Below are 15010 nucleotides of genomic sequence, written 5' to 3' on the forward strand. Positions count from 1 at the left end.
CCACATACGAAAAAACCATACAATTGCCTATACCAAATTTCCTACGATTTAAATTATACATGTTTTTCACAAAACACGCTATTAGAAAGTATATTTTGTAAGAAAAGTTACTTTTTATTTTTACCAAATCTTGCTTCTGTTTTTAATTGTTTTACTTCATGATGCGATAATTCTCTGCGTTCCCCTGCGTTTAAACCACGTAAATTTAAGAACGAGTATTCTTCCCTAGATAATTTTTGCACTTCAAAACCAACAGCCTCAAACATTTTACGCACTTGGCGATTTCGGCCTTCATGAATTGTAATCTCTACAATAGCTTTATCTTTCGTTTTGTCAGATGAACGTACTTTTACTTTTGCTGGTGCCGTTTTGCGACCATCAATCACCACACCGCGTTCTAACTGACGAATCACTTCTCGTTCAGGAATACCTTTAATTCGTGCAATATATGTTTTGGAAACTTCATTTTTCGGATGCATTAGCAAGTTAGCGAAATCCCCGTCATTGGTCATTAATAACAAACCAGAAGTATCATAGTCAAGTCGTCCTACGGGATAGAGTCTCTCAGGAATATCTGCAAAATAATCCGCTACAGTTGTACGACCTTTATCATCTGTTACAGCCGATACCGTTCCTCTTGGTTTATAAAAAAGGAAATAGCGGTGTTCTTCTTTTGTTAGTTGAATTCCCTCTACTTCAATGCGCTCAGTACCGCTAACTTTCACACCTAACTCGGTGACTACTTTACCGTTCACTGTTACTTTACCTTCTTGAATAAGCTTTTCTGCTTTTCTTCTTGAAGTAATACCTGCGTTCGCAATCACTTTTTGTAAACGTTCCATTCTTATTCCTCCTCCTGTTCTTTACTTTGGTTAAACCGGTCAAAAAACAGGTCCATTTCATTCTGATCTGGTTCTTCTGCGGCTGGATCAGCAAGCTTTGGTAAATCCTCTAGAGAATTTAAGCCAAATGCATCTAAAAATTCACTTGTAGTAACGTAAAGTTTTGCTCGGCCAGCTCCATCCACACGACCTTTATCTGTTACAAGTCCTTTGGCTACTAAGGTTCTGATTGGACCATCTGTTTGAACGCCGCGAACCTCATCCACTTCCATTCTTGTCACTGGTTGACGATACGCAATAATCGCTAAAGTCTCTAACGATGCTTGCGACAAAACGGTGTTGCTTGGAACTTCAACTAGCTTACGTAAATAATCTGCATGGGCTTTTTTCGTAGCTAATTGAAACGTCCCTGCAAGCTCTAAAAGAATCAGTCCTCTATCAGCACTTCCATTATATCGTTCACTTAAAAGCTCTAATAAATTGAGCGCTTCAATATGCGTGATTTCCATGACTTCGGTTAATTGTTCCGTTGAAAGTCCTGCATCTCCTGCTGCAAAAAGCAAGCTCTCTAATATGCCTAATTGTTCTTCTCTGTTCACGATAGTTCTTCCCCTTTACCTTGCACATATAAATCCGCAAAACTTTCCGCTTGTTCTACTTCGACCAATTTTCGTTTCATTAATTCTAGCAAAGCCAAAAATGTAACGACAAGTTGTTCTTTCGTTTGTTCTTCAAACAGCTCATCAAATCGTAAGCGGTGATTGACTTGTTGATGTAATTTCCCTAAAACAGCATCCATTCTTTCATCAATGGAGATTTCCTGCGTAGTAATTCGTGTATGCAGCGGTTTATTTAACTTTTTACGTCGCAGCATTTTGTTAAAAGCGCTTAACATATCGTTTAATGATACATCGAGTTCTGCTACTTTTGTCCCGTCATCATATGCTGCTAAATCCATTGGTGGCTTACTGAAATAAAAGCTTCGTTCCGCCTCTTTTTCTTTTAGTTCTTTGGCGGCTTCTTTAAAGCGTTTGTATTCCATTAGTTTTTCAACTAAAGCGTCACGAGGATCCTCTTCCTCTTCTAGTGTATCATAGTCGATTTCCAGTTCTTGTTTTGGTAGGAGCATTTTACTTTTGATTGCCAGTAAAGTTGCTGCCATCACTAAATATTCGCTGGCAACATCTAATTCCATTTCTTGCATTGTATGAACAAATTCCATATATTGGTCCGTAATTTCAGCCATGGGGATGTCATAAATATCGACTTCTAGTTGTCCAATTAAATGAAGAAGTAAGTCAAGCGGTCCTTCAAATGCGTCCACTTTAAAATTCATTTCTACCATATTTGTCCCGCCCTACTATAATGAAAGATCATTTTGCACTAAATTTTCATATGTTTCGCGGGCAACGATTAATTTATCGATTCCGTTTTCCACAAAAACAACTGGTGGTCTTGGGATACGGTTATAGTTACTTGCCATTGCATAACCATAGGCTCCTGTACAAAATACTGCCAAAACTTCACCGGCGTTTGATTTTGGTAGTGGTAAATCCCATATTAACATATCACCAGACTCACAACATTTTCCTGCGATAGCCACTGTTTCTTCTGCGACTTTCTCTGGGTTTGCAGCAAGAACAGCATCATAGTGGGCATCATATAACGCTGGGCGAATATTATCAGACATGCCCCCATCCACCGCAATATAGTTCCGAATTCCCGGAACTTCTTTTCGCGATCCAACTTTATAAAGTGTTGTTCCTGCTTCACCAACAAGCGAACGCCCTGGTTCAATCCAAATTTCAGGAATGTCAATATCGTTACTATCCGCCACATCCCGCACTTCATCCATAATTTGACGTACGTATTCGCTAGGTTCAAGCGGCTCGTCCTCCGCCGTATAACGTACACCGAAACCGCCACCAAGATTAAGTACTTTGGAATCAAACCCTAGAGTTTGGTGCCATTCAACTAGTTTATCCATAATACGTCGAGCCGCTAATTTAAAACCAGTTGTTTCAAAAATTTGCGACCCAATATGACAGTGGAGTCCAATTAAATCAAAGGATGCACTTGCATGAAGTACTTGTTTAATCGCTTTTTCAGCCTGTCCATTTGTAAGTCCAAATCCAAATTTCGAATCATCTTGACCTGTTAAAATATAGTCATGTGTATGCGCTTCTATCCCTGGTGTCACGCGAATTAAAACCGAAGCCTTTTCATTTCGTTCTATTAATATATCTTCTAATAAACTAATTTCATAATAATTATCAATAACAAAACAACCGATGCCATAATCAAGCGCCATATGTATTTCTTCTGCACTTTTATTATTTCCGTGAAAATGAATTCTTTCAGGAGGGAAATTTGCTTTTATTGCCGTATAAAGTTCTCCACCTGATACAACATCGAGCGATAAGCCTTCTTCAGCCATCAGCTGATAAATCGCTACTGCAGAAAATGCTTTACTCGCATAAGCTACTTGCGCTTTTACGCCTAGCTCCTCGAATGTCTTCTTAAATCCTCTTGCTCGGTCACGGATTAGCGCTACATCATAAACGTAAAGTGGCGTCCCATATTTTTCAGTAAGCTTTAAAGTGTCCACCCCTCCAATTTCGAGATGTCCTTCTGCATTTACATTCATTGTTCCAAGCCGTTCAAACGTCACGCCAATCCCACCTTTACATTATAGATTTTTAAAAGTTCTTTTATATAGTAGCACACTAAGAAGCCGAGCGACAATAACTATCTGAAAATATTATCAAATACGTAAAAAACTCAGCCCAAATCTATTATCTCCTTGCTTCAGAAAATAACAAATTTGGGCTGAGATTAGCTACCATTTATTCTAAGAAATTTTAGCGACAATCGCTTTTACATATTGTAAAAACGTGCTGCGGACTTGATCTGTTGTTTCAATAACTTCCGTATGAGAAAGTGGTTGATCCAAAATTCCGGCTGCCATATTCGTAATACAAGAAATACCTAGCACGCGTAATCCAGCATGGTTAGCAATGATAACTTCCGGTACAGTGGACATCCCAACTGCATCTGCTCCAAGCGTACGCATCATTTGGATTTCAGCAGGTGTTTCGTAAGTTGGACCGCTAAATCCAGCATAAACACCTTCACGGATAGTTAGATTAAGTTCTTGAGCAATAAGTCTAGCATCCACACGTAGAGCTAAATTATACGCCTCAGACATATCTGGGAAACGCGGCCCAAAATGCTCATCATTTGGTCCAATAAGCGGGTTCGTTCCAGTAAAGTTGATGTGATCAGAAATCAACATTAAGTCTCCAGCAGAGTATAATTCATTTACGCCACCAGCCGCATTCGTCACAACAAGCACTTCTACACCAAGTTCTTTCATAACACGAACTGGGAAAGTAACATCTTGCATCGAATAGCCTTCATAAAAGTGGAAACGTCCTTGCATTGCCACAACTTCTTTATTCTCTAACTCACCAAAAACAAATTGCCCCGCGTGTCCTTCAACTGTCGAAACAGGAAAATGTGGAATTTCACCATAAGAAAGTTTTGTTGGATTGTTTACTTCATCCGCAAGTACACCTAAACCAGAACCAAGAATCAAACCAATTTTTGGTGTACCGTTGTAACTTTCTCTAATTTTTGCAACTGCTTCATTTACTTTTTCTAAACTCATTTTTGTTCCTCCCTTTTCCTATTTCAAGTCTTTTAAGAAACTTGTTCCATATTCTGGCATTTTCACGTCAAAATTATCCGCAACTGTCGCGCCAAGATCGGCAAATGTTTTGCGTAATTCTAATTCTGAACCGCCATTTTTAAAGCGTGGTGAGTATACAAGTAATGGTACAAACTCACGTGTGTGGTCTGTGCCAGAGTACGTTGGGTCATTTCCGTGATCAGCTGTAATTATTAAAAGATCATCCTCTGTTAGTTTTTCCATTACTTCTACTAAACGACCATCAAAATCAACAAGCGCATCTGCGTAACCTTGTGGATCACGACGGTGTCCGAAAAGCGCATCAAAATCTACTAAATTCAAGAAACTCATACCGTTAAAATCTTTATCTAATACAGCGATAAATTGATCCATTCCGTCCATATTTGATTTCGTACGGATAGACTCTGTAACACCTTCACCATCAAAAATATCAGAAATTTTACCAATGGCAATCACATCTTTACCGCCTTCTTTTAAAGCATCCATTACTGTTGGCTTAAATGGTTTTAGTGCATAGTCATGACGATTTGGCGTTCTAACAAACGCACCTGGTTCTCCAACAAACGGGCGAGCAATAATACGACCAAGCATGTACGGGTCATCTAGTGTAATTTCACGACAAAATTCACAGATTTCATACAGTTCTTCTAAAGGAACTACATCTTCATGGGCTGCAATTTGTAAAACGGAGTCCGCTGATGTATAAACAATGAGCGCACCTGTTTTCACATGCTCTTCTCCAAGTTCCGCCATAATTTCTGTTCCGCTCGCTGGTTTATTTCCAATTACTTTACGTCCTGTTTTTTCTTCAATTTGGTTGATTAAATCGTCTGGAAATCCATCTGGGAATACGCGGAAAGGTGTGTCAATGTATAAGCCCATGATTTCCCAGTGACCAGTCATTGTATCTTTACCGTTCGAAGCTTCTTGCATTTTTGTATAGTAAGCAAGTGGTTTTTCTGCTTTTTTAATTCCATCGATTTCTCGAATATTCGATAAACCTAATTTGCCCATTTCAGGCATGTTTAGTCCGCCGACATGTTTAGCAATATGTCCAAATGTATCTACATCAAAATCACCAAATTTAGCAGCATCTGGTGCTTCTCCAATACCAACGGAATCCATTACAACAACATGTACTCTTTTAAATTTATCTGGCATATTTACTCATCCTTTTCAACTATATTTTTTAAGCACGTGGGTGGAACTGTTTGTATACATCTTTTAGCCGCAGCTTTGTTACGTGTGTATAAATTTGTGTAGTGGAGATATCGGCGTGACCAAGGAGTTCTTGTACCGATCTTAAATCAGCTCCATTTTCAAGTAAATGGGTGGCGAATGAATGACGCAAAGTATGCGGTGTAATCTGCTTTTCAATACCCGATTCTTTCGCAATACCTTTTAAAATCTTCCAGAAACCTTGTCTCGTAAGTCCTTGACCGTGATGATTTAAAAACACAAAATCATTTCGGTATTTTGGCCTGCGAAGTTTTGGTCTCGCTTCCTCTAAATACTTCTCTAACACAGTAGTTGCTGTTTTCCCAAGCGGAATAATTCGTTCTTTATCTCCTTTACCAATCGTTTGAATAAAACACATATGAAGATGTAAATCGTCCATTTTCAGACTGACAAGTTCCGTTACACGAAGCCCTGTCGCATATAAAATTTCCATCATCGCTTGATCCCTTAATCCAAGTGGTGCACTCGTATCAGAGGAACTAAGTAATTTCTCCACATCATCTAGGTTCAAAACTTTTGGTAATCCTTGCGCTTGTTTCGGCGTTTCAATTTGAATCATTGGGTCATGTGACATTTTCCCATCGTGCATTAAATAATGAAAGAAAGATCGTAGTGAAGCAATATATCGCGCCACACTTCTCGCTGATTTCCCTTCTTGTCTTGCAAATGCCATAAAACCAACTATATCGCTGCGTTCAAGTGTATTCGGATCTGTTAATCCCTTTGATACATCCATATAAGAAACAAAATAGCGTAAATCTCGTTCATAAGCTTTGATTGTATTCGCGGATAATCCTCTCTCTACAATTAAAAAATGTAAAAAATCCTCAATTAAATCATTCATAAGCGTTTCCTCCACAAATCCTATTCTACCATGTTACACTTCCACTGAAAACGTTTAATTAATAGAAAAAGACTTATAATACTTTTCACGCAATTCAGTCCATCTTTTTTACCATAAAAAAAAGTTTGAGATAAATTATCCCAAACTCTTGTATTATTCTTTTTTAGATTTTTGTCTGCAGTCTGCACAAATCCCTTGGAAAGTCAGACGATGATCTTTAACAAGAAAGTTCCACTTCGATTCGACGATTTTCTCCACATCTTCTAACAAGTCTTCTTGGATTTCTTCTACAGAACCGCACTCCAAACAGACTAAATGATGATGAAAATGTTTGGCGCCTTCTTGTCTCAAGTCATATCGAGAAACGCCGTCCCCAAAATTGATTTTATCAACCACGCGTAATTCTGTTAAAAGCTCCAACGTTCTATAAACAGTTGCAAGGCCAGTGTCGGGTGCAATATCTTTCACATGCAAGAAAACTTCCTCCGCACTTAAATGATCCTTTTCATTTTCCAGTAAAACGCGAACAGTGGCTTCCCGCTGTGGGGTTAATTTATAACTAGCATCATGAAGTTGTGCTTTAATGCGTCCAATACGACCTTCCATTATGGTTCCTCCCTTGGTTGCTATCACAAGTTGTCTTTCTATATTATCATTATTATCATTTAACAATAAATACAGTTTATAATAATTATAAATAAAATGCAAGTTAGGAATTCAGTTTTCGCTGTTAAAATAGCATGTATTCAATTCCTATTGCTTATGTTTACTAAGATATCATAAAAGTAATAGGCTGTCTACAATGATTATCAATTACTAACTAATTTCTCGTTATCAATAATAATTATTATTTAGCTTTTGCAAGCAAGAACAAGAAATACGGTGCACCGATAATCGCCACAACGATACCTGCAAATATTTCAGAAGGTTGAATAATCAATCGTCCAATCGTATCTGCAAGCAATAACAATAGCCCACCAGAAAGCGCCGCCGTTACCATCACCCAACGATGTGCAGAGCCAACCAACTTTCTAGCAATATGCGGACCAATCAGACCAATAAAGGCAATGCCGCCACTAACGGATACACAGGCAGCTGCCAAACCAACTGCTACTATTAAAAGCACAAATTTTTCTCGCTCGACCCGAACCCCCAGCCCAGTAGCTACTTGGTCTCCAAAAGAGAGCACATCCAACGTCTTTACTTTCATAAAAGCAATGGCACCTAAAACAATAAGCCACGGCAAAAGCGCAAAAACATATTGCCAGCTCGATGCCCAAATATTTCCCGCCATCCATTCAGCGTAACGTTGATAATTTTGCGGGTCAAGCCGAACCGTAAGCAGCGTGATAAGAGCCGCAATTGCCGCTGCAACAGCAATCCCCGTAAGGAGCAATCGATTAGGCAACAACCCTTCGCTTCTACTATAAGAAAGTCCGTAAACAACAAACGCGGTTAAAATCGCTCCGATAAACCCAATAAATGGCATAAATAAAACTGGCACATCCATCGTGGAAGGAAAAAAGGAAATATAAAGCATAACCGCAAGTCCTGCGCCATTATTAATCCCAAGAATACCCGGATCAGCTAACCCGTTTCCAGAAATACCTTGTAGGATTGTTCCTGAAACCGCGAGGCCCGCACCAACCAATAGCGCAATAACTATCCGCGGCAATCGAAACTCCGTCACAATAAGTTGTGTTCCCGCGTCCGCCATTCCAAAAAACGACTTAATCACTTCCAAAAATGGCAATTTCGAATAACCAGCATTAACACTATATGTAAATGTACAAAAAATTAACACACTTAAAATAATTAACGTCCAAACTCGCCGCGATTTTTTTCGCTTTTCTGCCTTTGTCATATACATTATAAGTTCCTCCTTTCTTTACGTGCTACATATAAGAAGAAAGGAACCCCAATTAACGCAAAAATAACACTGATTGGCGTTTCATATGGCGGATTGATTGTTCTCGCCACAATATCCGCCGCTAATGTCAGAAAGGCTCCAACAACCGCCGAGCAAGGAATAATCCAGCGATAATCTACTCCAACTAAAAACCGAACCAAATGCGGCACAATCAAGCCAATAAATCCTACCGGGCCAACAACTGACACAGCAAGCCCCGCCAAAATTAACACCACAACCATCGAAGCAATTTTAACAAAAGTAGTTTTTTCACCCAAACCAACAGCAATATCATCGCCTAAACTTAAAATGGTAATCGATCTGCTTAGTAAAATCGCCGCAATAAGCGCTCCAAGTAACCAAGGCCAAATCGCCGCAAGCTGACTCCATTTCACACCAGCAACCCCGCCCGCGTACCAAAAGGCCAAATCTTGACTTAACTGAAAATAGATGGCAAGTCCTTCACTAAGCGCGGTAAGCAATGAACTAATTGCCGCCCCAGCAAGCACTAACCTCGTTGGTGACATCGCACTGCCTGCAAGCGAACTAACACCAAATACTAAAAATGCCCCAATTGCCGCTCCAACAAAAGAAAATAAAATGAGCGAATTATAACTAAGCCACGGCATAAACGCAAAACAAACTGCTATCATAAACGTCGATCCAGCATTCAACCCAAGCAGACCTGAATCAGCAAGTGGGTTCCGAGTAATCCCTTGCATAATCGCTCCAGCAACTGCAAAAGCAGCCCCTATCGCCATATCCGCAACCACCCGAGGAACACGTAAACTTCGTATAATCTGGTGTTGCGTATCCGAACTATTATAATGAAAAAGCGCATCCCAAACCGTACTTAAATTAATATCGGCTGCACCGACTGCAATACCAAATAACGCTAGAATAAGAAGCAACAAAATTCCACCTGAAAGTATGAATTTAGCGACAGTCGGTCTTGTATTCATTTTTATCTGTTTTGACTTATCCATCTGCACATGTTCCTTCCATCTAAATTATCGGCTCGTTTTAAGTGATAATAATTATCAATCGCAAAGAAAATTATATCAATATCATTCCCTAAGCGCAATCATTAGTTCGAAGCCAATAACTTCTCTACGATAATATCAAGCTGCCCTTCCACTGCTATAGGATCATAATAAAACATTGTATCAAAGTCCATTTGGTAAACATTCCCCGCTTTAAACGTTGGCAAATTTTTCCAAATTGGCGAATTCGTCAAATCTTTTAATGTTTTCTCGCCGTCTTTGGCACTTCCTGAAGAAGTCCTTGTAACAAACATTCTATCGGCCGCAAATTCAGGTAATACTTCCAGTGAAATCTTCTGCCAGTCTTGCCCTTCTAAAACATCTTTTTGAATTTTTGCAGGCGCTTTTAATTGTAAGGCATTGTATATCGCTTGACCACCACGCCCCATATTTTGCCCCATCACATAAAAATCCTTATCTTGTACTTCATAAATTCCCACTGTTTCATTCGGGTCTAGTTTATCTGCTAATTTCGCTCTACTTTCTTTTGCTTTTTGATGAAACTTATCTAACCATGCCTCTCCAGCCTTTTTTTCACCTACTAGGTCTGCAATTTGGCGCACGTCTTCTTCCACATTTTTTGAAGTTGCATATGGAATTAACACAGTTGGCGCAATTTTCGACATTGCTTCAAATTCGTCTTCTTTTGAAACAATGATTAAATCCGGCTTTAATTCCGCCACTTTTTCCGCTGAAACAGGATCACCAATATCCGCAACGCCGTCCACATGTCCTTTTAAAAATGGATTTTCCAATTGTTTTGCTCTAGCACCAACTGGCTTTATTCCTAGCAAAACTATATTACCTAGATATTCCGAAGCCACAATACGTTTCGGATGTGCTGGTATTTCCACTTTCTTTCCATTCACCATTGTATATGTACGCATCTCGACCTTTTCATTTCCAGCCGATTTGTTATCTCCACAAGCAGTTAAAACCACTGCAATTAAAAGCATTGACACGAGTAAAATGATACCCTTTTTCAATTGAATCCCTCCCGTAACTGATAATAATTCTCAGTTAGTATAGCAACTTTCTTCACAAAGCGCAAATCATTTTGCCAAAGTATCACTTGCATCTTTGCCATAAAAACTCTATACTTAACCATTGAGAATGATTATCACTTTAACTTTAAATTGGAGCGATGAAAATGAAAGACCTTCATACAGATAACTTACAAATTTCATACGACAAACGAATCATTGTTGATGGTTTAGATATAGCCATTCCAGCTAATAAAATAACCGCTTTAGTAGGTGCAAACGGCTCAGGGAAATCGACTATTTTAAAAACGATGTCCCGCTTAATGAAACCTAGCAAAGGCACTGTTTATTTGGATGGCAAAAGTATTCATCATGAATCAACGAGAGAAATTGCCAAACAATTAGCCATTTTGCCACAAAATCCTTCTGCACCTGATGGTTTAACGGTGTTTGAATTAATTTCTTATGGACGTTCCCCGCATCAAAGTAGTTTTAAATCCATTACCGCAAAAGATCGCGAAATTATTTTTTGGTCATTGCGTGTGACGAATTTAACGGAGTTTGCGGATCGACCAATTGATAGTTTATCAGGTGGACAACGGCAGCGTGCTTGGATTGCCATGGCGCTTGCTCAAGAAACAGATGTGCTTTTTCTTGATGAGCCGACTACCTTTTTAGATATGACGCATCAATTAGATGTACTTAATTTATTAAAACAATTAAACCAATCGGAAAACCGCACAATAGTGATGGTTGTCCATGATTTAAATCACGCATCTCGTTACGCGCACCATATGATTGCTATTAAAGAAGGAAAAGTCATTGCAGAAGGAACACCAACAAGCGTCATGACCGAACAAACTTTAGAAGACGTTTTTAATATCAAAGCAGATATTTTAATTGATCCACGTAGCGGTGTCCCCCTTTGCCTTCCATACGAAACTTGCAACGGATGCGAAATTGTAAAGGAGCTTGATTCCATTGCCAAATGAGGTTTATGACGTAACTATTATTGGCGGCGGCCCCATCGGCCTATTCTCCGCTTTTTATAGCGGCTTGCGTTCTATGAAAACAAAAATTATCGATGCCGAACCAGCAGTTGGAGGTAAAGTTCGTTACTTTTTTCCAGAAAAAATCATTCGCGACATTGGTGGCATTCCAGCTATTACCGGTGCAAATCTTGTCGCAAATTTAAAAGAACAAGCAGAAACCTTTCATCCGACTATTGTTTGTAACGAGCGGGTAGTTGATGTGACCAGACTAGCTGATGGCAAATTCCAACTAACCTCACATAACGGTTCGATTCATTTTTCTAAAACGATTGTTATTGCAACAGGCAGTGGCACTTTCGAAGTCAATAAACTCGAAGCTTTGCACGCTGAAGATTTCCCATCAGCTATTCATTATGACGTTAAAAACATCGAGCAATTTCGCAACAAAGTAGTGGCGGTTTCTGGCGGTGGAAATGCTGCTATTGATTGGGCTCAGACGCTCGAACCCATCGCCAAACAAGTACACCTTATTTACCGCGGTGAAGATTTTAAAGCACACGAGGAAAGCGTACGAGAACTTCAAAATTCTCGCGTCGAAATCCATATCCACCATGAAATAAGTGAACTAATCGGAACGAACAATCAACTAACCGAAATCAATGTTCGCTGCAATCAAACCCGCGCTACAAAAACAATTCAAACAGATGCACTGTTTATTAATCACGGGGTAAAAGTAGACCTTGGAACAATGGCCGAATGGGGCTTTGAACTGGCCGACTTTGGCATCGTCGTGGATGATGAAATGAAAACGACAGTTCCTGGCATTTTCGCTTGTGGAGATAGTGCGACCTACCCTCGAAAAATACGCATTATCGCAGCAGGTCTTCATGAAGGTCCTATCGCAATTAATAGTGCAAAAAAATATTTAGAACCAACTGCCGCAGATGAAGCGATGATTAGCACGCATCATGAAAGCTTTATTGGTTAAAAAAAGGATTTGGGCTCACTCGCCCAAATCCTTTTTTTCTTCGCATATCCCAAATTCGACAATTCGCATCATTTCCGTAAAATCATTCGCAAGCGGAACAAAATCCTCCATCGTCGCATTCGGATGGCTTTGCAAATAAACTGTACTCGTCTCCGTAATATGCTTAAAAAGAGCCGCCATCACTTTACGCGCCGCATCTATGTTCACATCTTTTTTCAACTTCATTTCACTTAAAACTTGATTCATTTGTGCTTCCGACCGCTCAATTGCCTTATCAAAAAAACCATCCAGCTTGCCTTTCAATTCAACGGGTGGATTTCCATAAGCTTGCATAATCAAGCCGAACACAGCAGGATATTTACGATTAAAATCCAGTTTCATTTTCGTTGACCAAATCGCCATTTCGACAAAGTCTCCCCAATGTTCCCTTTCCAAACGAACCTCATTGGTCGCAAAATCCACCGCATAACTAACCGCCGCAATATAAAGCTTTTCTTTAGAACCAAAATAATGAAAAATCAGCCCTTTCGAAACACCAGCTTTTGCGCAAATTTTATTCGTACTAGCCGCCTGATATCCTTTTTCCGTAAATTCTTCCATTGCTGCTTCTAAAATATTTAATCGTTTTTCATCCATTATACTTTCAAATCCTTTTTCTTATACAGAACAAATGTCGCTGCAACCATCACGACAATCACCCCACATGAAATCAGGGCATTGGTTCCAGTAATTCCTTTATTCATAATTTCAGAAGGAATCGCATAATTAATGGGTGAAAAATATTGGAAGAAATCGACCTTATCATTTAAACCAGCCATAATTCCTAAAATATACGTTAAGAATACTAGCGCAAGTGCGACTGGGGAGGCTTGCTTAGCGGAACGAAGCACCGCAGAAATCATAAAACCTGCACTCATAAATACAGCAGCCACTAGTAGCTCGCTAGAAAACACTCGTACAAGCTCCATTACTAAATCGCCACCGTCAACCCCACTTGGCTTTAAGAACAGAACAAGCACGACTGAAGCTACAAATGTAATCGCCCAAAAAGCTACAAACGACAATAAGTTCCCAATCATTTTCCAGAAAACTAGACTAGTCCGTGTAATTGGCTGCGCATATAAAAACTCAATCGTCCCATCCGTTTCTTCTTTTATCAAGGCCTGCGCACCTATTAACGCCGCGTATACACATGCCGCAATAAAAATATACTGAAAAACATATGCAAAATAGGCATCAATATTCGTTAAGTCCGCCATCGAATCCATATGCAAAATTTTCATCATATCTTGCGGAAGTGCGTTCATTTTCGTATTCACTAAATCTTGCATTCCACTACTTTGCATACTTGGGAAGAAAGCCATAAAAACACCTAAAATCATAATCACTACCACTGCCCAAACGATGAGACTTTTTATCCGCGTTTTCCATTCAATGTGTAAGATGTTCATTTGATTTCGCCCCCTTCGTATAGCGTCATAAACTTATCTTCCAGTTCTTGATTCGTAATGGTTAAATCCGTAATTTCTTTTTCTTGAAGTAGTGGCAAAATCGTTTTAATATCCTCATCAAAAATAAGTCGTGCTTTTCCCGCCTCGTTTTCAATCACTCTTGCGCCCGCATTCGTTAATTTTTCCAGTGGCAAATTCGTTCCCTTCAGTGCGATCACTTTACCCGTCATTTGTTGATTAGCGATATCTTCCACCGCGATAATATTTCCGTTTCGAATAAAAGCAGCTCTTGAACAATATTCTTGAACTTCACGCAAATTATGACTAGAAAGAAAAATCGTCATTCCTTCTTTATTTCGTTCAGTCATTTCTTTAAATAAATAATGTTGCATTAACGGATCCAGCCCATTTGTTGGTTCATCCAAAATAAATAATTGCGGTTCCGTAATAAGTCCAGCAACAATCGCTACTTTTTTCTTATTTCCAAGCGACATTTCTCCAAAGCGCTTTTTCGGGTCAATGGAAAACATTTCATAATATTTATTCATTTTTTGCGTTGCATTTTCAATATGATGGAACTTGGCGGCGTAGTGGATAATATCATTTGCTGTCATTTGTGGATAATAGCGAACTTCACTCGGCACATATCCAATCAATTTTTTAATTTCAGCAGATTCTTTCACCACATCCTTACCGAGCACCGTTGCATTCCCACTCGTCGCATAAATAAAATTAAGCAAGACTTTAATTGTTGTTGATTTCCCCGCACCATTTGGACCGATAAAACCGTACAATTCCCCTTCATTTACAGACAAATTCACATTTTCAATTGCTCGCTTTTTATGGTAATTTTTTGTGAGCGACTCCACTTTAATTGCTTCCATATTCTCTCCTCCACTCTCAAATTGACCACTTAGTCAACTAGAGTATAACCTCATTTGACCAGGTAGTCAATACAGAACTATTAAACCCTTTCTCACAATCAAAATTTAATTCCAATTAAAATC

16 protein-coding genes are annotated in these 15010 nt (G+C 39.2%); 2 read left to right on the forward strand and 14 right to left on the reverse strand.

The window, feature by feature from the left end:
- Positions 1-107: 107 nt before the first annotated feature.
- The 11 genes from HRK21_RS01595 to HRK21_RS01645 form a co-directional block, all read right to left on the reverse strand.
- Positions 108-842, reverse strand: a complete 735-nt coding sequence (locus HRK21_RS01595) for a pseudouridine synthase (RefSeq protein WP_003723596.1) — start codon at positions 840-842, stop codon at positions 108-110.
- Positions 843-844: 2 nt separating this feature from the next.
- Entirely contained in the window at positions 845-1441 is a 597-nt protein-coding gene (scpB, locus tag HRK21_RS01600; RefSeq protein ID WP_003728772.1) for an SMC-Scp complex subunit ScpB, read from the reverse strand.
- On the reverse strand, positions 1438-2187 hold the full coding sequence (locus HRK21_RS01605) for a segregation/condensation protein A (RefSeq protein WP_070005969.1): 750 nt from the start codon (positions 2185-2187) through the stop codon (positions 1438-1440). The genes scpB and HRK21_RS01605 overlap by 4 nt, the downstream gene beginning before the upstream one ends.
- Positions 2188-2202: 15 nt before the next feature.
- On the reverse strand, positions 2203-3513 hold the full coding sequence (gene lysA / locus HRK21_RS01610) for a diaminopimelate decarboxylase (RefSeq protein WP_069887961.1): 1311 nt from the start codon (positions 3511-3513) through the stop codon (positions 2203-2205).
- Between the two features lie 180 nt (positions 3514-3693).
- Entirely contained in the window at positions 3694-4512 is an 819-nt protein-coding gene (locus tag HRK21_RS01615) for a purine-nucleoside phosphorylase (RefSeq protein ID WP_003739345.1), read from the reverse strand.
- Positions 4513-4530: 18 nt separating this feature from the next.
- A complete protein-coding gene (deoB, locus tag HRK21_RS01620) occupies positions 4531-5715 on the reverse strand; it encodes a phosphopentomutase (RefSeq protein WP_070005970.1) in 1185 nt (394 codons plus the stop codon).
- Between the two features lie 28 nt (positions 5716-5743).
- Positions 5744-6637, reverse strand: coding sequence for a site-specific tyrosine recombinase XerD (gene xerD / locus HRK21_RS01625; protein WP_070005971.1), 894 nt, complete (start codon positions 6635-6637; stop codon positions 5744-5746).
- Positions 6638-6790: 153 nt separating this feature from the next.
- Complete coding sequence (gene fur, locus HRK21_RS01630) at positions 6791-7243, reverse strand: ferric iron uptake transcriptional regulator (RefSeq protein WP_003739348.1); 453 nt, start codon at positions 7241-7243, stop codon at positions 6791-6793.
- A 241-nt stretch (positions 7244-7484) separates the two neighbouring features.
- Positions 7485-8507, reverse strand: a complete 1023-nt coding sequence (locus tag HRK21_RS01635) for a FecCD family ABC transporter permease (protein WP_070005972.1) — start codon at positions 8505-8507, stop codon at positions 7485-7487.
- Complete coding sequence (locus HRK21_RS01640; protein WP_070005973.1) at positions 8507-9532, reverse strand: FecCD family ABC transporter permease; 1026 nt, start codon at positions 9530-9532, stop codon at positions 8507-8509. The genes HRK21_RS01635 and HRK21_RS01640 overlap by 1 nt, the downstream gene beginning before the upstream one ends.
- Positions 9533-9633: 101 nt before the next feature.
- Positions 9634-10575: an iron-hydroxamate ABC transporter substrate-binding protein gene (locus HRK21_RS01645; protein WP_070005974.1), complete on the reverse strand. Its 942-nt coding sequence runs from the start codon at positions 10573-10575 to the stop codon at positions 9634-9636.
- Between the two features lie 164 nt (positions 10576-10739).
- Here HRK21_RS01645 and HRK21_RS01650 point away from each other — a divergent pair, with 164 nt between their 5' ends.
- Together HRK21_RS01650 and HRK21_RS01655 are read left to right on the forward strand one after the other, a co-directional pair.
- Positions 10740-11564, forward strand: a complete 825-nt coding sequence (locus tag HRK21_RS01650; RefSeq protein WP_069887955.1) for an ABC transporter ATP-binding protein — start codon at positions 10740-10742, stop codon at positions 11562-11564.
- The gene (locus HRK21_RS01655) at positions 11554-12552 is read left to right on the forward strand and encodes an NAD(P)/FAD-dependent oxidoreductase (protein ID WP_070005975.1); all 999 of its coding nucleotides are present in this window, start codon (positions 11554-11556) and stop codon (positions 12550-12552) included. The genes HRK21_RS01650 and HRK21_RS01655 overlap by 11 nt, the downstream gene beginning before the upstream one ends.
- Positions 12553-12567: 15 nt before the next feature.
- Here HRK21_RS01655 and timR read toward each other — a convergent pair whose 3' ends face one another.
- From timR to timA, 3 genes are read right to left on the reverse strand one after another with little or no spacing between them, the layout of a single operon-like run.
- Entirely contained in the window at positions 12568-13188 is a 621-nt protein-coding gene (timR, locus tag HRK21_RS01660) for a macrodiolide transporter TimAB transcriptional regulator TimA (RefSeq protein WP_070005976.1), read from the reverse strand.
- A complete protein-coding gene (gene timB, locus HRK21_RS01665) occupies positions 13188-14003 on the reverse strand; it encodes a macrodiolide ABC transporter permease TimB (RefSeq protein ID WP_070005977.1) in 816 nt (271 codons plus the stop codon). Before timB ends, timR begins: the two co-directional genes overlap by 1 nt.
- Complete coding sequence (gene timA, locus HRK21_RS01670) at positions 14000-14887, reverse strand: macrodiolide ABC transporter ATP-binding protein TimA (RefSeq protein ID WP_003739356.1); 888 nt, start codon at positions 14885-14887, stop codon at positions 14000-14002. Before timA ends, timB begins: the two co-directional genes overlap by 4 nt.
- Positions 14888-15010 lie beyond the last annotated feature (123 nt).

Origin of the sequence: Listeria monocytogenes, from assembly GCF_013282665.1 — a bacterium.
In the GTDB taxonomy this organism is placed as follows: Bacteria; Bacillota; Bacilli; order Lactobacillales; family Listeriaceae; genus Listeria; species Listeria monocytogenes_C.